Source organism: Pseudomonas syringae, from assembly GCF_023278085.1.
GTDB lineage: Bacteria > Pseudomonadota > Gammaproteobacteria > Pseudomonadales > Pseudomonadaceae > Aquipseudomonas > Aquipseudomonas syringae_Q.
In genome coordinates this window covers 977664-997844 of the sequence record NZ_CP066265.1, presented here as the reverse complement: position 1 = coordinate 997844, position 20181 = coordinate 977664, and the positions used below count along the sequence as shown (strand labels likewise).

Annotated in this window: 15 protein-coding genes; 8 read left to right on the top strand and 7 right to left on the bottom strand. The window is 58.6% G+C overall.

Translation table 11 applies throughout. The features are described 5' to 3' along the window. From I9H07_RS04560 to I9H07_RS04550, 3 genes are all read left to right on the top strand, one after another. On the top strand, nucleotides 1-4341 hold the full coding sequence (locus I9H07_RS04560) for a SpvB/TcaC N-terminal domain-containing protein (RefSeq protein ID WP_236424705.1): 4341 nt from the start codon (nucleotides 1-3) through the stop codon (nucleotides 4339-4341). Continuing rightward, the gene (locus I9H07_RS04555) at nucleotides 4331-7096 is read left to right on the top strand and encodes an RHS repeat-associated core domain-containing protein (protein ID WP_236427031.1); all 2766 of its coding nucleotides are present in this window, start codon (nucleotides 4331-4333) and stop codon (nucleotides 7094-7096) included. The genes I9H07_RS04560 and I9H07_RS04555 overlap by 11 nt, the downstream gene beginning before the upstream one ends. A gap of 117 nt (nucleotides 7097-7213) precedes the next feature. Then, a complete protein-coding gene (locus I9H07_RS04550; RefSeq protein WP_236427032.1) occupies nucleotides 7214-9907 on the top strand; it encodes an RHS repeat domain-containing protein in 2694 nt (897 codons plus the stop codon). A gap of 3 nt (nucleotides 9908-9910) precedes the next feature. Here I9H07_RS04550 and I9H07_RS04545 read toward each other — a convergent pair whose 3' ends face one another. The 4 genes from I9H07_RS04545 to I9H07_RS04530 all read right to left on the bottom strand — a co-directional run bounded on the left by I9H07_RS04545 (nucleotide 9911) and on the right by I9H07_RS04530 (nucleotide 13172). Beyond that, entirely contained in the window at nucleotides 9911-11068 is a 1158-nt protein-coding gene (locus tag I9H07_RS04545) for a phospholipase D-like domain-containing protein (RefSeq protein ID WP_024673499.1), read from the bottom strand. Between the two features lies 1 nt (nucleotide 11069). Then, nucleotides 11070-11651: a YceI family protein gene (locus I9H07_RS04540; RefSeq protein WP_024673498.1), complete on the bottom strand. Its 582-nt coding sequence runs from the start codon at nucleotides 11649-11651 to the stop codon at nucleotides 11070-11072. 79 nt (nucleotides 11652-11730) lie between these two features. Further along, a complete protein-coding gene (locus I9H07_RS04535) occupies nucleotides 11731-12069 on the bottom strand; it encodes a hypothetical protein (protein WP_024673497.1) in 339 nt (112 codons plus the stop codon). After that, nucleotides 12066-13172, bottom strand: a complete 1107-nt coding sequence (locus tag I9H07_RS04530; protein ID WP_024673496.1) for a serine hydrolase domain-containing protein — start codon at nucleotides 13170-13172, stop codon at nucleotides 12066-12068. Before I9H07_RS04530 ends, I9H07_RS04535 begins: the two co-directional genes overlap by 4 nt. Before the next feature lie 327 nt (nucleotides 13173-13499). On the opposite strand from I9H07_RS04530, the gene olsB reads away from it, so the two are divergent. Then, a complete protein-coding gene (olsB, locus tag I9H07_RS04525; RefSeq protein WP_024673388.1) occupies nucleotides 13500-14255 on the top strand; it encodes an L-ornithine N(alpha)-acyltransferase in 756 nt (251 codons plus the stop codon). Then, the gene (locus I9H07_RS04520) at nucleotides 14255-15061 is read left to right on the top strand and encodes a lysophospholipid acyltransferase family protein (RefSeq protein ID WP_236424708.1); all 807 of its coding nucleotides are present in this window, start codon (nucleotides 14255-14257) and stop codon (nucleotides 15059-15061) included. Before olsB ends, I9H07_RS04520 begins: the two co-directional genes overlap by 1 nt. Here the strand turns inward: I9H07_RS04520 and I9H07_RS04515 are convergent. Next, nucleotides 15019-15618 carry an ACP phosphodiesterase gene (locus I9H07_RS04515; protein ID WP_236424709.1) on the bottom strand — a complete coding sequence of 200 codons (600 nt, stop codon included), beginning with the start codon at nucleotides 15616-15618 and terminating at the stop codon, nucleotides 15019-15021. The genes I9H07_RS04520 and I9H07_RS04515 overlap by 43 nt on opposite strands. A gap of 163 nt (nucleotides 15619-15781) precedes the next feature. Between I9H07_RS04515 and I9H07_RS04510 the strand changes: the two genes are divergently transcribed. Genes I9H07_RS04510 through I9H07_RS04500 form a run of 3 tightly spaced genes read left to right on the top strand, consistent with a single transcriptional unit; the run spans nucleotide 15782 to nucleotide 18364 of the window. Then, complete coding sequence (locus I9H07_RS04510) at nucleotides 15782-16096, top strand: ArsR/SmtB family transcription factor (protein WP_058824372.1); 315 nt, start codon at nucleotides 15782-15784, stop codon at nucleotides 16094-16096. 30 nt (nucleotides 16097-16126) lie between these two features. Then, nucleotides 16127-17293: an MFS transporter gene (locus I9H07_RS04505; protein ID WP_024673392.1), complete on the top strand. Its 1167-nt coding sequence runs from the start codon at nucleotides 16127-16129 to the stop codon at nucleotides 17291-17293. 21 nt (nucleotides 17294-17314) lie between these two features. Beyond that, on the top strand, nucleotides 17315-18364 hold the full coding sequence (locus tag I9H07_RS04500; RefSeq protein ID WP_024673393.1) for an alkene reductase: 1050 nt from the start codon (nucleotides 17315-17317) through the stop codon (nucleotides 18362-18364). 73 nt (nucleotides 18365-18437) lie between these two features. On the opposite strand, the gene I9H07_RS04495 is transcribed toward I9H07_RS04500, so the two are convergent. Both I9H07_RS04495 and I9H07_RS04490 read right to left on the bottom strand, forming a co-directional pair. After that, nucleotides 18438-19169, bottom strand: a complete 732-nt coding sequence (locus I9H07_RS04495) for a hypothetical protein (RefSeq protein WP_236424710.1) — start codon at nucleotides 19167-19169, stop codon at nucleotides 18438-18440. Between the two features lie 138 nt (nucleotides 19170-19307). Continuing rightward, nucleotides 19308-20159 carry a hypothetical protein gene (locus tag I9H07_RS04490; RefSeq protein WP_024672002.1) on the bottom strand — a complete coding sequence of 284 codons (852 nt, stop codon included), beginning with the start codon at nucleotides 20157-20159 and terminating at the stop codon, nucleotides 19308-19310. Nucleotides 20160-20181: the final 22 nt, after the last annotated feature.

The window sequence follows — 20181 nt, the reverse complement described above, 5'->3', positions numbered from 1 at the left end:
ATGGACGCACAGGCTCCGCAACAAACATCAGCGCAATCCGGTCAACCGGCTGTCGCCACGCCGTCCCTGCCCAAGGGTGGCGGCGCGATTCAAAGCATTGGCAAGGGCTGGGGCGCGGTGGGCACCAGTGGCGCGGCCTCAGTGGAAATCGCCTTGCCGATCAGTCCCGGGCGAGGCTATGCGCCAATGTTGTCGCTGGGCTACCAGAGTACCTCCGGCAATGGCCTGTTCGGGCTGGGCTGGAACCTTAGTCGCGCATGTGTGGCACGCCGCGCCAACAAAGGCGTGCCGAGCTATACCCGCGATGACCTGATGCTCGGCCCCGGCGGTGATGTCTGGTTACCCGAGCTGAATGACGACGGCGCTGCCGTTACCACGCAGGTCGGCAGCTACAACGGCCACGACCTGGACACGACCTATGAAGTGTTGCGCTACTTCGCCAGGGTCGAAGGGGCGTTTGATCGCATTGAACACTGGCGTATCAGCCCGGCCGATTCCGGCTTCTGGCTGATTCATGGCGCTGATGGCAGCCTGCACCTCTACGGCAAAACCCTCTCGTCGCGCATTGCCGACCCTGACGAGCCGAGCCATGTGGCCGAATGGTTGCTGGAAGAGAGCATGAATGCGATCGGCGAACACATCCTTTATCAATACAGCCCTGAAGACGGACAGGGCCTGCCGGCGGATTACTCAAGAGACTTCAGCGCCCAGCGCTACCTGAGCCGGGTTCGCTACGGCAATGCGCTGGCGCATCCGGTGCTGTATCTGTGGAATGAAAGCTCACTGGCCGATCTGCACTGGCACTTCGAACTGTTATTCGATTACGGCGAACGCAACACTGATCAGGCGAGCATGCCGACGTATGAAAAACAGATACCATGGCCAGTGCGCAGCGATCCGCATTCAAGTTTTGCCTACGGCTTCGAGCTGGGTAACCTGCGGCTGTGTCGGCAGGTACTCATGTTTCATCATTTTCCCGATGAACTCGGAGAAGCGCCGCTGCTGATCCAGCGACTGTGGCTGGACTATGTTCAGACGCACCTCAAATACAATCTATTGGTTAAAGCACAAGCCCAGGCATGGGACGGCACACTCTATGAACGGCTTGACCAGCACCCCGTCACGCAGTTTCAGTACACCGAGTTCGATGGTCAAAACGACATCTACACGCCGTTTGACGCTCTGCAGAACCTGAGCGACGGCCAGCAGTACCAAATGGTGGATCTGTATGGCGATGGCTTGCCCGGCGTGTTGTATCGCGACGACAAGGCATGGCTTTATCGCGAACCGATTCGTGATACCGCTGGCGGCGCGGATGCCGTTGCCTACCAGCCCTACGAACCACTGCTGCGCATCCCGACGGCCGACTCGACCAAGCCGGTACGTCAGACCCTCACGGATCTGACCGGCGACGGGCGGCTGGACTGGATAGTCGCACAGCCAGGGATGGCCGGGTTCTTTACGCTCAACCCGGATCGAAGCTGGTCGAACTACGCCACGTTCTCGGCTTTTCCGGCAGAGTTTTTCCACCCGCAAAGCCAAATGGCAGATCTGGTCGGCGACGGGCTTTCTGATCTGGCATTGATCGGCCCGCGCAGCGTTCGCCTGTATGCCAACCGTCGAGCCGAGGGATTCGCCGCAGCAGTGGACGTCCCTCATGACGAGGATCGTCTGCCATTGCTCAGCGACAGTTCCACTGAACTCGTGGCGTTCAGCGACCTGCTGGGCACAGGTCAACAGCACCTGATCCGTATCCGGCACAACGAAATCCGCGTCTGGCCGAACCTGGGTGGCGGCCGATTCGGCAAGGGGCAGTTGTTTGCCAGCCTGCCCTATACGTATGAAGCCTTCGATTCGAGCTGCGTGCGGCTGGCCGACCTGGATGGCTCGGGTGCCAGTGACCTGTTGTACCTGCAAACCGATTGCTTTCAGGTTTTCATGAACGAGGGCGGGAATGCTCTGGCAGCGGCATTCGATCAGCCCTGGCCAGAGGGCGTGCGTTATGACCGTTTATGCCAGGTCAGCGCAGCCGACCTGCTGGGCCTCGGGTTTTCCAGCCTGGTGCTGACCGTACCTCACATGAAACCCCGGCACTGGAGCCTTTACTACGCAGCCGACGGGGCAGGCACTGTGGTTAAGCCGTATCTGTTGAAAAGCACCAACAATAACCTCGGGGCGTCCGGACAAGTGAGCTATCGCAGCTCGGCGCAGGAGTGGCTGGACGAGAAAAACGAGCTGCGCGCCGCAGGCAACATCGCAGTGCCGGAATTACCATTCCCGGTGCATGTGGTGGTCCGACAAACCATGAAAGACGAGGTGACAGGTAATACGCTGACTCAGCTGTTTCGCTACCGGCAAGGCTTCTATGACCCGCGCGAACGCGAGTTTCGTGGTTTCGGCCTGCTCCTGCAGACTGACACCGAAACTCCGCTGCAGTCTCAGGAAGACTTGACCGCCCCGGTGTTGAACAAGACCTGGTTTCACACCGGACGCTACCCCGCCCGACCTGGCACCGATTACGACCGCAGCGACCTCGCTGCGCGCATGCCGGGCGAGTATGTCTTGTGCGAATTCGACGCGACGGCCAATACCGACCGGCCCATTACCGAGCCGGATGAAGCGACCTTACAGGAAATGGCGCGGACGCTGAGCGGCTCTGTACTGCGCAGCGAAGTCTTCGGACTAGACGCCAGTCAAAAACCCACCGTGCTGTATTCGACCCAATCGTGTCGCTATCTGGTGCGCCAACTGCAAGCCCTGAGCGCGCATCGGCCCTACGCGTCAATGCTGCCACTGAGTCTGGAAGTCATCACCTACCGTTACGAGGCCGACGAGCTGGAAGACCCAATGTGCGAGCACAGCCTGAGCCTGGCGTGGGACCGTTACGGCTCGCCGCTCCACTCAGTCAGCGTCAACTGTGCGCGGCGCAAGCAGCCGGGAGACGCCCCGCCCTTTGAGGATCCTCACCAGCAACAGTGGTGGGAAGCATCGCACGACGAAGCCCAACAACATTCTTACCTGACTGAAATGCGCGCCGAAGCTATCCACCTGGACACTCCGCAGAGCTGGCGTCTGGGCTTGCCTTACCGCGCACGCAGCAATGCCATGGTCACGCCGGCAAGTGCATTGACGCCTGCGCAGATCAGCTACGAGCAGTTCACCGATCCGTCCGGGCCATTCGCAACAATGCCTCGTACGCTCACCAGTCTGTCGGTGCAACGCTACATCGGTTGCGGCGATGGCGAAGCGACCTTTGAAGCGCTGGCTGATGCTGTTGAAACGGCTGAACTGGATAATCATGCACTGACCGCCTACGAGCGAGTCATGGACAGCGCCACCCTGGCCGACAAGCTCGTTGAGATCGGCTATGAGCAGATGCCGAGCTTTCTGCCGACAGACAACCTGAATTTATGGTCGATAAAGCGCGGCTTCGTTACCTATGCAGGGCCGGAACATTTCTTTCGTCCCACCACGTTCAGGCCCACCCGCAGTCATGGCTGGAGCCTCGTCGAGTACGACGCCTACAGCCTGTTCACAACGCGTATCACTGACCCGGCGGGCTGCGTCACCACTGCCGAATACGATTATCGGGTGTTGCAACCAAGACGAATCGTCGACCCTAATCAGAACACTCAGGAAGCTGATTACGACGCTTTCGGCAGATTATGCGCGACCAGCTTTTACGGTACGGAGCTGGGAGAGCAGGTCGGCTTTCCTCCACTCAATCGCACAGGGCATTACTGGGCTTCTGCCAGCGAGGCAGTGCAGGGACCTGAAAACGCCCTGGGTAGCCAAGCCAGTGCACTTTATTACGACGGCAATGTGGCGACGGGGCTGGTTCAGATCCCCCTGGCAACCGCAGCCCTGGTGGCAGACCGCTATCCGGAAGATCCGGACAGACAAATACGCATCAGCATGACATCCGTGGACGGCTTCGGGCGCGCGCTGCAAACCCGCCAACTGGTCGAGGACGGCAACGCCTATTCAGTCGATCAAGGGGGCAATCTCGAGCTCGAAGGCGGTAAGCCGAAAATTGTTCATGCATCGCCACGCTGGCGTGTCAGCGAACGGGTGGAATACAACAATAAAGGCTTGGCGGTCCGCGTTTACCGGCCGTATTTCGCCAACAGTCACGTTTACATAAATGACGCGTCGATAAGAACGCAAAACATCGTCGACAAGCAGTTCTACGACCCGCTGGGCCGCCCGACCATTACCATTACCGCCAAAGGATGGATGCGTCGGCAGACCTATCGAGTCTGGTACACCATCAGTGAGGACGAAAACGATACGGCCGAAGAAGTGCTGGCAGCAAATAAGGTGACTGAAAATGGTCACTAGCGCGATGCATGCCCACACGCCAAAGCTGATGGTGTGCGAGGCTCGTGGGCTGATCGTACGCCTGGTCCTGCTGCATCGAACCGAGACCGCCGAGGTTGCCGTATCGCGAGTCACCCGCCAGCGTTTCGATCCGGCAGGCAGGATGATCACCGCCACCGATCCACGTCTGACCAGCCCCAACCAGCGCACTGTCTACAGCCTTGGCGGCAGCACGCTGGCCACAGAGAGTGTCGATGCCGGCTGGCGAGTTGCGCTGTTCGGCGAGGCTGGCCAGGTCTTGAATGACTGGGACGCTCGCGGCAGCGAGCGGCAGTTCGAGTACGACCTGCTGCTGCGCACGGCAAACATCGTCGAGCAAAATCGATGTGCGGAACGGTTCACCTATGGCCAAGCAGATGCAGCGGGGCACAACCAATGCAATCAACTGATTCGCCATGACGATACGGCCGGCTCACGCTTGCTGCCGGATTACGGCCTGCTCGGCGCGGTACTCAGCGAAACACGACATTTCATGCTCGTCAGCGCAGGACCGGACTGGCCACCAGCCGAGCCTGATCGCGATGCGCTGTTGGAGCCCGTCGGCCTACAGTCCCGTTGGGCGTTCAACGCACAGGGCGAAGCGCTTGCGCAGACCGATGCCATGGCCAATACCCAGGCATTTGGCATGACTGTCGCCGGGCAGTTGAAAGCTGCGTCACTGACATTGGCCGGTGCCTCACCGCCGCAGACACTGGTCGGTGACATTCATTACAACGCCTTCAATCAGGTCGAGCAGGAGACGGCCGGAAACGGCGTGGTCAGCCGTTACACTTATGATCAGCAGGACGGTCGGCTGACTGAGCTCAGTGCGGTCTCTGCGGATGGCACGGTGCTGCAAAAACTCGATTACGACCATGACCCGGTAGGCAACGTCCTGCTGGTTAGCGATACGTCCCAGGCAGACCGCTATTGCGACAACCAGCTTATCGAACCGATCAGTCGCTTCGCTTACGACACGCTGTATCAACTGATTGAAGCCAGTGGCCGTGAAGTCAGAAACAGTGCCAGCCATGGCCCTGCGTTGCCGGGTCTGCAACCTATTCCGACGCTCGATCCTTGTCAGGTCAGCAATTACACCCAGAGTTACAGCTACGACACTGCGGGCAATCTGCTGCAAATGCGCCATGAAGGCGCGCACAACTTCACCCGCAACATGCACGTCGCCCCGGACAATAATCGCAGCCTGCCCGACGATGACGGTGAAGTGGATTTCGCCACGAGTTTCGATGCCAACGGCAACCTGCTGCAGCTGTTGCGCGGCCAGGTTATGGGCTGGGATGTGCGCAATCAGTTGCAGCGCATCACCACTGTGCAACGTGAAGACGGGCCTAATGATGAAGAGCGCTATGTCTACGACGGCCAGGGCCAGCGCTGCCGCAAGATCAGTACTGCACAGGCATCAGGTCGCACGCTGATTAACGAAGTGCGCTACCTGCCGGGGTTGGAAATTCGTACGACGGCCGATGGCGAAATCCTTCATGTCATCACCGCTCAGGCGGGGCGCAGCAGTGTCCGCGTGCTGCATTGGGACGCCGGAAAGCCAGGCGCTATTGCGAACGATCAGGTGCGTTACAGCCTGAGTGATCACCTCGGGTCGAGCACGCTGGAACTGGATCAGCAAGGCGGCCTGATCAGTCAGGAAAGTTATTACCCGTTCGGCGGTACAGCCTGGTGGGCGGCGCGCAGTGCAGTAGAAGCGAAGTACAAAACCGTGCGCTATTCAGGCAAGGAGCGTGATGCCAGCGGGCTTTCCTATTACGGCTTCAGGTATTACGCGTCGTGGTTTTACAGGTGGATCAGTCCGGACCCGGCAGGACCGATCAATGGGCTAAATCTTTTTATATTCGTCGGCAATATGCCAATCACCCATAATGACTTAGACGGTAGAGTATATGAGGGCACGGGTGACTTTATTGAAAATGCCATTCACTCTAAAGGCGACACTATTTTGTTTCGCGGGCTGTCTGAATTTCCTGAAGAGCTCAGAGGAAAGCTAACAGATGCTTTGGAAGAAACCCACAACATTTATCAAAACGCTTTATCCATGATTAATCAGTACCCGAGCAAAACCACCCGCATCATGCGCAGCTTTTATGGTTATGAACACAAGAATATGAAAACGCACATTGTAAAGTCTTGGGCACAGAGTCATTCACTAGTCTCTGACTACAAGACCGGACTCGGCAGTGATAAATTCATAGGCATCACAGCTTCTAACAACCAGGAAGCCGCTTATATTTTTCGTGAAGACCCCTTGGGCCGAATAGCAGTCAATACTAACCAGATGGAGAAAAAACAACTGGCCATCACGCTTGGGCATGAAATATCCCATTTAAAAAGTGTAAACGGATTTTCAGGTACAGGCCCAGAATCAGAAGATTACTTTTATATTTTTGAAAGCGCTGTTTCAAAATTGGTGGGTGGTGGAAATACTTTGGAACTGGACAATTATCAGGCTGTTGCAGAAGTCATCACAGGCGGCGGCTTAAGCCGTAGTTATTTTTCAACTTTTGAGGGCCTGGCTGAAGACTTCAAAGAGCAGGTAGAGCACATCCACCCCGATAACAAAATAATTCCAGACTTGGATACTGCAATTCTAGAGTTTAACAGGAATCCTTCTATCGTCGCCGAAATGTCTTCAGACAATGCTGATAGTCAAATTTTATCTGCGTACGGACTACACAAAAATTATAAAAAACATCTTACCCAACCCTGATGTCAAGGATGGGCTTACTCAACAATTTCAACAGTGACCAGACGGTCGATCCAGACCCTGCTCGTTGTCGGGTGCGCCGCCATAACAGTCGGCGTTTCAGTCTTACTGGAGAGCATCATGAACAGTCTCTTGCACCAGCACACACCTGATGTAAGAACCGTTGACCCAAGAGGACTGGCAATCGGCAATATCGCTTATTGGCGAAGCGAGGCGCAGCAAGCGGTGGAGCGCCGTATTACCCGGAAGACTTACAACGCTGCGGGCCATGTGAGCACGCAAAGAGATCCACGACTGGATGCGCCAAACCTGACAACAACTTACAGCCTTTCGGGGCAGCCGATACTGACCGACAGTGTGGACGCCAACTGGCGCTTGATGCTTTTTGGCGAAGGGAGTCAGCCAGTCAGTGGCTGGGACAGTAACGCCAATCAGCGTCATTTTGAGTACGATCAGTTGCTGCGCCCTGTTTCGGTTACCGAGCAGCATCAGGTCGTTGAGCGTTTTGCCTATGGCGGACCTGATTCAGCCAGCCATAACTTATGCGGTCGGCTATCGCGCCATGACGACACCGCCGGTACAAGCCTGTACCCGGACCATGGCCTGAGCGGCAAAGTACTCAATCACCATAGATATTTCTTACGAGTATCAGTAACACCGGACTGGCCGCTGGTCGAAGCCGAACGCGATGCCTTGCTTGAGCCTGCGGGCCTGCAAACTCGCTGGGGTTTCAATGCGCTGGGCGAAGCGCTTGCGCAGACCGATGCCATGGCCAATACCCAGGCATTTGGCATGACTGTCGCCGGGCAGTTGAAAGCTGCGTCACTGACATTGGCCGGTGCCTCAACGCCGCAGACGCTGGTCGGTGACATTCATTACAACGCCTTCAATCAGGTGGAGCAGGAGACGGCCGGAAACGGCGTGGTCAGCCGTTACACCTATGATCAGCAGCACGGTCGACTGGCTGAACTTGGCGCGGTATCTGCGGAAGGCACGTTGTTGCAAAAGCTTGATTACGACTATGACCCGGTGGGCAATGTCCTGCTGGTTAGCGATGCGTCTCAGCCAGACCAGTATTGCGACAACCAGCTTATCGAACCGATCAGTCGCTTCGAGTACGACACGCTGTATCAATTGATCGAAGCCAGCGGCCGTGAAGTCAGAAACGGCGCCAGCCATGGCCCTGCGCTCCCCGGTTTGCAACCTCTGCCGACGGTTGACCCGTGCCAGGTCAGCAATTACACCCAGAGTTACAGCTACGACACTGCGGGCAATCTGCTGCAAATGCGCCATGAAGGCGCGCACAACTTCACCCGCAACATGCACGTCGCCCCGGACAATAATCGCAGCCTGCCCGACGATGACGGTGAAGTGGATTTCGCCACGAGTTTCGATGCCAACGGCAACCTGCTGCAGCTGTTGCGCGGCCAGGTTATGGGCTGGGATGTGCGCAATCAGTTGCAGCGCATCACCACTGTGCAACGTGAAGACGGGCCTAATGATGAAGAGCGCTATGTCTACGACGGCCAGGGCCAGCGCTGCCGCAAGATCAGTACTGCACAGGCATCAGGTCGCACGCTGATTAACGAAGTGCGCTACCTGCCGGGGTTGGAAATTCGTACGACGGCCGATGGCGAAATCCTTCATGTCATCACCGCTCAGGCGGGGCGCAGCAGTGTCCGCGTGCTGCATTGGCAAGCTGGCAAACCCGACGCCATCGCCAACGATCAGGTGCGTTACAGCCTGAGTGATCACCTCGGGTCGAGCACGCTGGAACTGGATCAGCAAGGCGGCCTGATCAGTCAGGAAAGTTATTACCCGTTCGGCGGCACTTCCTGGTGGGCGGCGCGCAGTGCCGTGGAAGCGAAGTACAAGACGGTGCGCTATTCGGGCAAGGAACGTGATGCCAGCGGGCTTTATTATTACGGATTCAGGTATTACGCGCCGTGGTTGCAGCGGTGGATCAATCCGGACCCGGCGGGAGATGTAGATGGACTCAACCCTTTTACGTTCGTGAGAAATAACCCTCTGTCAAAAAATGACCATTCCGGGCTCGTGTCTTACAACGTAACCGGACTGGAAGAACGCCTTGAGCAGGCGAGAGAAAAGTCGTCCGACCACTACCGATTTATTGAAAGCAACCTACGTCACAAGATGGGAATACCTGGATTTGGAGACTACTCCATAGGTTCCAGACAAGCGCGACCGGGCTCAAAAGCCAGCGAGTTTGTGAACACCTACACGCCCGACGAATGGACCTTTCACATGAATTACAACCGTTCAGACGGCCAGCGCGTGTACTACGCCAATGAGGTTGCTGTTATGCAATACACGAAGGTTGCCGAGCACCACGGGTTTTTCGGCCAACTTCCAAGCCGGATAATCAGGGAAAATATTTCGAACGAGGAAACACTGCGGACATTGAGTCGCCATGACAGCGCCGCGCCAGACTTCAAGGAGGTTTTTTTCTCGGAAACGCTTAACGGCAAAACCACTAAACGAATCCTGGAAGATTTTGGATTAGCAGCCATACGAGTGGACAAAGTTTTCAAAGGCAATCAACTGGACATTCATATTCACGTTGAACCCGAAAAGACGTCTGCAATGCAGTCAAACGAGCATGAGCCAGTTGCGAGTCAAGGCACAGCGCCCCCCTTGCCCACCTCAAAGCCACCCGTTTTGAGTCAAGGATTGCAGCACACCTTCGCTGATACCGAAGATACGCCACCGCCTCTGCCATTGACTGCACCTCCGCAACGGCTTCGCAAAAGCAGCGCGTCGAGTTTTGCCATGCTCCGTAACTCTGTTCCGTAGCGCTTAGTTACGCTGATCCAGCATGTTCACCACCAGCCGGTCAATCCAGCCCCACAAGCGCTGTTTGACCCGCCTCCACAATGGTCTGGCTTTCCAGTCTTCCAGTGTGGTTTCGGCGCTCAGGGCGAAGTCTTTTTCGAAGCTGGCAACCACGTCCCGGGTCAGGCCCGGGTCGAGGGCTTCGAGGTTGGCTTCCAGGTTGAAGTGCAGGTTCCAGTGGTCGAAGTTGCACGAGCCGATACTCACCCAGTCATCGATCAGGACCATTTTCAGGTGCAGGAAACACGGCTGATATTCGAAGACTTTGACACCTGCACGCAGCAGACGCGGGTAATAGCGGTGACCGGCGTAGCGCACGGACGGGTGATCGGTGCGTGGGCCGGTCAGCAGCAAACGCACGTCGACGCCACGCGCCGCGGCACTGCGCAGCGCGCGGCGGACTTTCCAGGTGGGCAGGAAATACGGCGTGGCGAGCCAGATACGCTTCTGGCCACCGTGCAAGGCACGCACCAGCGATTGCAGAATGTCGCGGTGCTGGCGGGAGTCGGCATACGCTACACGGCCCAGTCCCTCGCCGGATTCCGGCATTTTCGGCAACTGCGTCAGACCAAAGTTCTGCTTCGGGCGCCAGGCAAAACGTCGGGCATTGGCGTGAAACTGCCGGTCGAACAGTGCCTGCCAGTCCAGAACCAGCGGCCCGCTGATTTCCACCATGACCTCGTGCCACTGGCTGACGTCTTTGTCCGGTTCCCAGAATTCATCGGTCACACCGGTGCCGCCGACCACGGCCAGGGATTTGTCCACTACCAGGATCTTGCGGTGATCACGGTACAGGTTGCGCACGCCGCGCCGCCAGTGAATCGGGTTATAGAAGCGCAGGATGACCCCGGCATCCGTCAGTTGTTGGCGCAGCCCGGCATTGAATGCTTGCGAGCCGAAGTCATCGAACAGGCAACGCACCATCACGCCGCGCCGTCCCGCCTCCACAAGCGCCCGCACGATGGCATCGGCGCAGGCCCCGGCTTCCACAAGATACAACTCCAGATCAACCTGCTGTTCGGCCCGATCTATCGCCGCGATCATGCGCGGGAAGAACGCCGGGCCGTCGATCAATAGTTGGAAACGATTGCTTTCACGCCATGGAAAAATCGCACCGTTCATGTCAGCGCGCCGTGAAAATCAGGACAGCACCCACGGGCACCGACAGGCTGACCGCGGACAATCCTGCGGTCTTGCGCAAGGCGGTGAAGTCTGGCACCAGGTCGAAATCCTGTGCATGAACCACCAGCGGCTCCAGCGTCACCACTTGAAAGCGACGATCGTCGAGGCGCGTGACCAGCAACTCGGCGTTGTAGCTATGGGTCTTGCCCCGCAGGCTCACGGACAGCGGAAGGCGCAGCTCCAGTTGCGCGCCGGGGGCCAGATCATTGATCGGACGCATGTTCAGTTGCGCGTTGATCTGCGCAGAGGGAAATGCTCGAACCTGAAACACCTGTTCACGAAGGCGTTCGTCGCGCAACGGAATGCCAGTGCTGACCGAATCCATCTCGATCTCGACCTCAGCCAGCCCTTTGTTGCCCACCTTGCCGTGCAACACCAGAAAGCGCTGCACTTCGGCGATGTCGGAATCCTTGGTTGACGTGAAGGAGAGCCGTGACGACTCGTTGTCCAGATACCAGTTGGCATGGGCAGGTAACGCCACTGCGGCCAGCATGACCAGCAGCAGACGAATTGTGTTGAGCATGCAGACTCCAGACGAGCATTTGAGGGCCACCTTACCGCCTGTCAGACCTCCGGCATACCGCTATGTTCGCCCAAACGTTTCATGAGCCGGGCGGCAACAGACGACAGCCTTGCCGCTCGCCTTGCCACGCTGCACTGCTGGTTCGCCCCAAGCCGCTGGCGATCACCCGTTTCTGCCCTTCGTCGTCTGTCAGGGTGCTGGGCACGTACTGTTTGACGTAGCCTCGGCAGTACGCCTCGGGATTGTTCATCACATACCGGCACGAGCAGTATTCCTTGGCGGTATAGGCGCTGATGATGGTCGGGAATGCCTGCAAATTAACGCGATACTGCCAGGCGAGTACCGCGAGCGCAGCAATGATCAGCAACAGCAGGCTGCTGAACGGGCGACGCAGGATGAACATTCGACGGCTGCTCATTGGCCACCCTCCTTACCGAATGCCGCTTGTGTCAGCTTGAGCATCTGATTGTGGTTGTACGTGCCATCGCGATCATCGGCGTAGCGCACGATCACCAGTTTTTCGTCGGGGATCACGTACAGCGCCTGCCCCCAATGGCCCAGCGCGGCGAAGGTATTGGCCGGCGCGTCAGGCCACGGCCCTTTGCCTCCATCAGCTGTGCGATTAAGCCACCACTGGCCGCCCGGCACTTCGACAGTGGCGTCTACTTGCTCGCCGGCAAAAGGCGTCAGCACAAAGTTCATCCACTCCTGATTGAGCAACTGCCGACCTTGCCATTGCCCACCACGCTGCATCAACAGGCCGATGCGTGCCAGGTCGCGCGCCGTCAGGTAGGCATAGGACGAGCCCACGAAGGTGCCACTGCCGTCGGTTTCCCAGACGGCACCACGAATACCGAGCGGGTCGAACAACGCAGTCCATGGGTAATCCGCATAAGCCTGTTGCCCGACCATGGTTTTCAACGCGGCGGCCAGCACGGTGCTGTCGCCACTGGAATACAGGTACGCCTTGCCTGCCGGCCTGGCTGCGGCGTGGTCGGCGGTGAAGCGCGCCATGTCGTCACGCCCGCGGGTGTAGAGCATGGCGACCACGGAAGAGTTGAGCGGTGCGTATTCGTAGTCCTCCTGCCAGTCCAGGCCGGACGCCCAGTGCATGAGGTCCTTGAGAGTGATATCGGGATGCGCCTGGAACGGCGCGTAGAACCTGGCGACCGGATCATTCAATTGAAAGCGCCCTTCTGCAAACGCAACGCCGAGCACCGTCGCCATGATGCTTTTGCTGATCGACCAGGTCAGGTGCGGGGTCTGGGCATTGGTCACGCCGGCATAACGCTCGTAAACCACTTCGCCGTCACGGATGACCAGCAGCGCATCGGTGCGAATGCCTTTGCGGGTTTCTTCGTCCCTGGGTGGGAAGGCGTAGGTTTCGAGCTCTTCAATGGCCGGGGATCGCGGCACTGAGCGGGAGGGCCACTGCTCGGCTGGCCAGGTCTGGGCAACCGCGTTTTGCGTGCTGATGCCCAAAATCAAAAGCAGACACAGATGGATGAATCGACGAGGCATGGCTAAGTCTCGAAAGGGTTATCCGCGCACATTAGCAGGGCTTCATGACAGCCAGCCAACACGCCGGATTGCCCCTCCCCTTCAAGAGCGGACGCAGTGCGTCCAGAACAGCGTATCGACGCAGAGCGTCGGCACGATAGTTACTCCCCGAATCCGTGACCGGGGCGAATGAGCATGGTCACGAAGAGGCTTCAAAGTCTCCGTCACACAACCATCACCAAAGCTTCACAGGCATGACACGCCATCTCCCTAGCCTGCAACTACGGCAAAGCGCCTGGACAAATCAGTCAACCAGCCAATCTGCAAGGCTGGCTCATGGAGATTCGTATGACCCAGATCGCCCGCATTCGTGACAACACTTCTGAACGTCGTCTTCAGGCCGAACGCCTGATTGGAGCGCGCGCCTTGCAGGAAGCACAGGCGTTGCGTTTCAGTGTGTTCAGCGAAGAATTCAACGCCCGCCTCAACGGCGCTGAACACGGTCTGGATATCGATGACTATGATATCCACTGCTCGCACATCGGGGTTCGCGACTTGAACACCGGGCGTCTGGTGGCCACCACCCGGCTGCTCGACCATAAAGCCGCCAGCACACTGGGCAGCTTTTACAGTGAAGAAGAATTCAGCCTGCACGGCCTGGCTCATCTGCAAGGTCCGATTCTGGAACTGGGTCGCACCTGTGTCGACCCGGCCTACCGCAACGGCGGCACCATTGCCGTGTTGTGGAGCGAGCTGGCCGAAGTGCTCAATGAAGGCGGCTACAGCTACCTGATGGGTTGCGCGAGTATTCCGATGCAGGACGGCGGCATTCAGGCCCACGCGATCATGCAGCGTCTGCGCGAACGCTACCTGTGCAACGAGCACCTGCGCGCCGAGCCGAAGAATCCGCTGCCGACCCTCGACATCCCGAGCAACGTGATCTGCGAAATGCCACCGCTGCTCAAGGCCTACATGCGTCTGGGGGCCAAGATCTGTGGCGAACCGTGCTGGGACGAAGATTTCCAGGTTGCCGACGTGTTCATTCTGCTCAAGCGCGACGACCTGTGCCCACGCTACGCGCGCCACTTCAAGGCGGCCGTGTGATGAGCCGGATGCGCGGCTATGCCCGCGTGGTCAGGGTGCTGATGGTCGTGGCGCTCGGCCTCATGATTGCCGGAGCCTTCGCGATTCTGGAGCGTATCAAGTTCGGCAGTTCGATGGAGCGCAGGCAGCGCTGGAGCCGCTGGTTCATGGCACGCCTGAGCAACGCCCTGCCATTTCGCGTCACCGTGACAGGTCAACTGCCGACCCAGCCGATGCTGTGGGTCAGCAACCATGTGTCCTGGACCGACATCGCACTGCTGGGCATGCTCGCGCCGCTGTCGTTTCTGTCCAAGGCCGAAGTGCGCACCTGGCCGGTGGCCGGCTGGCTGGCACTGAAGGCCGGTACGCTGTTCATTCGACGTGGCTCGGGCGACAGTCGTCTGATCCAGAAGCAGATGTGCAATCACCTGCAACAAGGCAACGCGCTGCTGATCTTTCCGGAAGGCACCACCACCGACGGCAAGAGCCTGCGCACGTTTCACGGTCGTTTGCTGTCCAGCGCCATTGAAGCAGGTGTGCCGATCCAGCCGGTCGCCATTGGCTATTCACGTGACGGCAAGCCGGACCCGATAGCCCCGTTCATTGGCGACGACGACTTGCTGTCGCATTTGCGTCGACTGTTCGCCAACGAGCAGAGCGACGTGCATATTCACCTGCTGACGCCGATCCCGACTGCGGATCAGGAACGTGCGGCCCTGGCCTTCAAGGCTCAGCAGGCTGTGCAAACGGCATTGTTTGGTGAACCGGTGATCGGCGAGCCTGCTCAGCCGAATGAAGTGGTCTCGCGCCCGGCCAGAGCGGCCTGAGCGAAATCCTGCAACTGCGGATAAAACTCGGCGAAGTCCTCGCTCAAGGGCTGGTAAAGCGCCTGCAATTCCTGCATGCCGCCTGCCAGCCCTTCAGGTCGTGACAGGCGGCTGGAGATACCCCGCAGCACCTGCTCCAGCACCTCGAAATCCCGATAGGAACCCAGCCAGTCCTGCGCCGCCATACGCGGTGCGATCAGCGCCAGACGCTCGGGCAGCTGCGGCTCGGCGGCCAGCGTGCCATAGACCTTGCGGGTGAACACGTCTAGCGGCAGATCGGCATATACAGGCCAGTCACGCGCCAGGCAGTGATCAAAAAACACGTCGAGCATGATGCCCGCATAACGGCGGCGTTGCGCCGGAAAACGGGCAATGGACGACCTGATCAGCGGATGAGCATCCGTAAACGCATCGATGCTGCGATGCAGGCGAATCGCCGCTTCCAGCTCGACAGGAAAACGCCCCGGCAGTGGCCCTTTGACGAAATCGCCGTACAGGCTGCCGAGTAATTGGGCAGGTCGATGCCCGCCAAGATGAAGATGTGCCAGATAGTTCATGACCACAAGCCTACGCCGCTTATGGGGTTCCGGTCCATATATCGATATAACCCGATATTCCGATTTGGTCGTTACTCAGCACGAAATCATATTTGTATATCGCGAAATACAGATATAAAGTTCGCCCCATCGCGATATATCGCTATACGCCTGTGAGAACGACATGCCGATTGACCTCGACGACATAATAAAAGCTCTGGCCCACCCGGTCCGCCGAGAAATCCTGACCTGGCTAAAGGACCCGCGTGCGAGTTTTCCGGCCCAGGAACACTCTATCGAACATGGCGTCTGCGCCGGACAGATCGATCAGCGCGCAGGGTTGTCCCAATCCACTGTGTCAGCTCACCTCGCAACGCTGCAACGCGCCGGGCTGATCAGCAGCAAGAAGGTCGGCCAATGGCATTTCTTCAGACGCAACGAAGCAGTCATCCAGGCATTCGTGCAGGCACTGCTTGAAGAGCTGAACAACCCGACCTGATTTTTTCACCTTTATTTCTGGAGGTGCCCCGTGCCCCTTTCGTTACTCATTCTGGCCCTGAGCGCCTTCGCCATCGGCACCACTGAATTCGTCATTATGGGCCTGCTGCCCGACGTCGCCGCCGACCTCGGTGTATCGATCCCTGGCGCTGGCTGGCTGGTAACCGGCTACGCCCTCGGCGTCGCCGTCGGCGCACCGTTCATGGCCATGGCCACCGCAAAGCTGCCACGCAAGGCTGCGCTGGTTACGTTGATGGGGATTTTCATCATCGGCAACCTGCTGTGTGCGCTGGCCAGTGACTACAACGTGCTGATGTTCGCCCGAGTGGTGACGGCGCTGTGCCACGGCGCGTTCTTCGGTATCGGCTCGGTGGTTGCCGCAGGCTTGGTGCCGGCCAACCGTCGTGCATCCGCTGTGGCCTTGATGTTCACCGGTCTGACCCTGGCCAACGTGCTGGGTGTGCCGCTGGGCACCGCATTGGGTCAATACGCAGGCTGGCGTTCGACGTTCTGGGCAGTGACCGTCATCGGCGTGATTGCGCTGATCGGCCTGATCCGCTTCCTGCCGACCAATCGCAATGAAGAAAAGCTCGACATGCGCGCCGAACTGGGCGCCTTGCGAGGTGCCGGTATCTGGCTGTCGCTGAGCATGACTGCGCTGTTTTCAGCCTCCATGTTCACCCTGTTCACCTACATCGCCCCGCTGCTCGGCGAAGTGACTGGCGTGTCGCCCAACGGCGTGACCTGGACCTTGCTGCTGATCGGCCTTGGCCTGACCGCCGGTAACGTGCTCGGCGGCAAGATGGCCGACCGCCGCCTGTCGTCCACGCTGATTGCCGTGTTCGTTTCGATGGCCGTGATTTCCACCGTCTTCAGCTGGACCAGCGCGTCGCTGATCCCGACTGAAATCACCCTGTTCCTCTGGGCGGTCGCGGCCTTCGCTGCGGTCCCGGCGTTGCAGATCAACGTGGTGACCTTCGGCAAAGCGGCACCCAATCTGGTTTCGACCTTGAACATCGGCGCCTTCAACGTCGGCAACGCGCTGGGCGCCTGGGTCGGCGGCAGCGTTATCGCTCACGGCCTGGGCCTGACCAGCGTGCCGCTGGCGGCAGCCGTACTGGCAGTGCTCGCGCTGCTGATCACCCTGATTACTTTCCGTCAGACCGGCAACCCGGATCTGGCACACGCTACGCATTGATCAATTACGAGGATTCGATACATGACGACTATCTTTGACCCGATCACCCTTGGCGATCTGCAACTGCCAAACCGTATCATCATGGCGCCGCTGACACGCTGCCGCGCCGATGAAGGTCGCGTGCCCAACGCACTGATGTCCGAGTATTACGTACAGCGCGCTTCGGCAGGCCTGATCCTGACTGAAGCTACCTCGGTCACGCCGATGGGCGTGGGCTACCCGGACACCCCTGGCATCTGGTCCAATGATCAGGTGCGTGGCTGGAGCAACATCACCAAGGCGGTGCATAACGCCGGTGGCCGCATCGCGCTGCAGTTGTGGCACGTAGGGCGCATTTCCCACCCTTCGTACCTGAACGGCGAAACCCCGGTCGCGCCAAGCGCCATTGCGGCTGAAGGGCATGTGAGCCTGATGCGCCCGATCACACCACTGCCAGTGCCACGCGCGCTGGAGCTGGCGGAAATCGGCGACATCATCGAGGCCTACCGGGTCGGCGCGGAAAACGCCAAGGCAGCCGGCTTCGACGGCGTGGAAGTCCATGGTGCCAATGGCTACCTGCTGGAGCAGTTCCTGCTGAGCGGCAGCAACCAGCGCACTGACGAGTACGGTGGTTCGGTAGAAAACCGTGCCCGCCTGTTGCTGGAAGTGACCGATGCAGTCATTGACGTGTGGGGCGCTGGCCGCGTAGGTGTGCACCTGTCGCCGCGCGCCGACATGCATGACATGAGTGATGAAAACCGGGCTGAAACCTTCAGCTACGTGGCCAGGGAACTCGGCAAGCGCGGTATCGCGTTCATTTGTGCGCGTGAGCGTGACGCCGAAGACAGCCTTGGCCCGCAGTTGAAGAAAGACTTCGGCGGCGTTTATATCGCCAACGAGAAGTTCACCAAAGACAGCGCCAATGCCTGGCTGGCAGAAGGCAAGGCCGACGCAATCGCGTTCGGTGTGCCGTACATCGCCAACCCGGACCTGCCTGAGCGGCTGGCCAGTGATGCGCCTCTAAATGAAGCTCATCCCGAAACGTTCTACGCCAAAGGGCCGGTCGGTTACATCGACTACCCGCGCCTGTAAGACATCACAGCAAAGTAAAAAACCCTGACTCGCAAGAGCCAGGGTTTTTTTATCACCCATGAAACGGTAACCGTTACGGTGCAGCGTCAGGCTTGACCGTACCTAACACGTTGCCTTCGGCATCAGTGATCGTACCATCCACCATTTTCCAGCGGCCGTCCGGGTAATTGACCGACCCATCTGCAAAAACCCAGGTTCCGTCCTTGTGCTGGACATCACCATTGGGGTGCTCTATCGAGCCGTCAGCATGTACAGTCGTGCCGTCCAGGTTCTGCACGGCTCCGTCAGGATGGGTGACGGATTGACCATCTGCAGACTCGACGCTGCCGTTTGGATAGCTGACCGTGCCGTCCGGGTTGGTCACGCTGTTGGGCGGCTGGACCAGTTGCAGGACGCCCGTTGTGGTGTTGACGACCGCCAGTAGTTTGTCCAGACGCGAGGGTGCCGCAGGCATCGGGGGCACCGTCTGCGGTACCGGCTCACTGGTAGAGGGCTTGACCTGCGGTTTGACCGGCGGCTTGACCGGGTCCGTTGTCTTGACCGGCGGTTTGACGGGCGGCTTGACCGGATCCGTTGTCTTGACCGGGGGCTTGACGGGCGGCTTGACCGGGTCCGTTGTCTTGACCGGGGGTTTCACCGGCGGTTTGACTGGATTTGTCACCTTGACCGGAGGCTTGACGGCTACTTTTGGTTTGTTTGATACCAGATACTCTGGATGCATGGCCTGAAGTTCTTCAGCAACGATGTCATCTCTTTCGATGGTTTCTTCCGACGTATTGGGGCGCATATCCTTGATTCCATTCATTATTGAAACTCAATTTATTTAACTGCCAGGCAAGCGTATGCCTTCCCTCAATTGGCAGGCATATAACTATTTAACGAGTGCAAAAAAAAACCGGGCCACCTGCCTGCCGCTATGAATAGCAGCAGGCAAGGCCCGGTTTTAACGACGTGCGTTGAGCTGTTGCGACAGATTCTGGATCTGGCTGGTCAGGGTATTGATGTTACGAGTGACTTGAGCACGAAACGCGTCGAACTCGGCGGTATTGGTTTCTGCTGACGGCGCCGGGCGGTTTTCCTGCTGGCTTTTCAGAACCATCAGGTCCTGCTCCAGGCGTTCGACAGCGGCAGACGGATTGCCCTGCTTTTTCAACGTGGCGACATCGGCTGCCACGCTTTTGATCTGCGCATCCAGCTTGCCCTGCTCAGCCTGAGCGGTTTTCAGGTCAGGCAGCGCGGTTTTCAGCGCAGCCAGTTCAGCGACAACGCTTTTCAATTGTTCCTGCGTCTGCGCGTTTTCGGTTTGCTGTTGCGCCGTTTGCGCGGCCATCTGCTCCAGGCGCTTGTCGAGGCTGCCCTGCTGACCTTCAACGCCTTCACGCTGCTTGTCCTGATCTTCCAGTTGCGCTTCGAGCAACTTGATGCGCTGCTTGAGGGCTTCGCCGTCGCTGGACAGCGATTCGGTGGCCACGACCTTGCCGGAGATATCCTGCAAACGCCCCGCCGCTTCTTCGCTGATGCGCGCAAAGCTTTCCTGCGTCGCCACCAGTTGTTGCTCCATCAGGGACACCTGCTGAAAGCTCCACCAGCCCAGGCCGCAAAACGCAATGAACAGCGCGCCAACCAATGCCCAGAGTGGCCCGGTGCTCGGTCCCTTGACCTTGACCACTGGCGTGGTGCGCGAATAGACCGTGGTGCGATCACGCGCTTCACTGCCCACGACGAAATCGTCATCGTCGTCTTTGGCGCTGAGGTGGGGAACGTCATCGACGTCATCGTATGGATCGTTGCGCATGGATAACCCTTCAGGAAGCTGT

Excerpts from the sequence above, each read along its gene's own strand:
- I9H07_RS04520 (WP_236424708.1), top strand. The coding sequence starts at position 14,255 with ATGAGCCGGATGCGCGGCTATGCCCGCGTGGTCAGGGTGCTGATGGTC.
- I9H07_RS04490 (WP_024672002.1), bottom strand. The coding sequence starts at position 20,159 with ATGCGCAACGATCCATACGATGACGTCGATGACGTTCCCCACCTCAGC.
- I9H07_RS04530 (WP_024673496.1), bottom strand. The coding sequence starts at position 13,172 with ATGCCTCGTCGATTCATCCATCTGTGTCTGCTTTTGATTTTGGGCATC.
- I9H07_RS04555 (WP_236427031.1), top strand. The coding sequence starts at position 4,331 with ATGGTCACTAGCGCGATGCATGCCCACACGCCAAAGCTGATGGTGTGC.
- I9H07_RS04515 (WP_236424709.1), bottom strand. The coding sequence starts at position 15,618 with ATGAACTATCTGGCACATCTTCATCTTGGCGGGCATCGACCTGCCCAA.
- I9H07_RS04560 (WP_236424705.1), top strand. The coding sequence starts at position 1 with ATGGACGCACAGGCTCCGCAACAAACATCAGCGCAATCCGGTCAACCG.
- I9H07_RS04535 (WP_024673497.1), bottom strand. The coding sequence starts at position 12,069 with ATGAGCAGCCGTCGAATGTTCATCCTGCGTCGCCCGTTCAGCAGCCTG.
- I9H07_RS04550 (WP_236427032.1), top strand. The coding sequence starts at position 7,214 with ATGAACAGTCTCTTGCACCAGCACACACCTGATGTAAGAACCGTTGAC.
- I9H07_RS04540 (WP_024673498.1), bottom strand. The coding sequence starts at position 11,651 with ATGCTCAACACAATTCGTCTGCTGCTGGTCATGCTGGCCGCAGTGGCG.
- I9H07_RS04545 (WP_024673499.1), bottom strand. The coding sequence starts at position 11,068 with ATGAACGGTGCGATTTTTCCATGGCGTGAAAGCAATCGTTTCCAACTA.
- I9H07_RS04510 (WP_058824372.1), top strand. The coding sequence starts at position 15,782 with ATGCCGATTGACCTCGACGACATAATAAAAGCTCTGGCCCACCCGGTC.
- I9H07_RS04495 (WP_236424710.1), bottom strand. The coding sequence starts at position 19,169 with ATGAATGGAATCAAGGATATGCGCCCCAATACGTCGGAAGAAACCATC.
- olsB (WP_024673388.1), top strand. The coding sequence starts at position 13,500 with ATGACCCAGATCGCCCGCATTCGTGACAACACTTCTGAACGTCGTCTT.
- I9H07_RS04500 (WP_024673393.1), top strand. The coding sequence starts at position 17,315 with ATGACGACTATCTTTGACCCGATCACCCTTGGCGATCTGCAACTGCCA.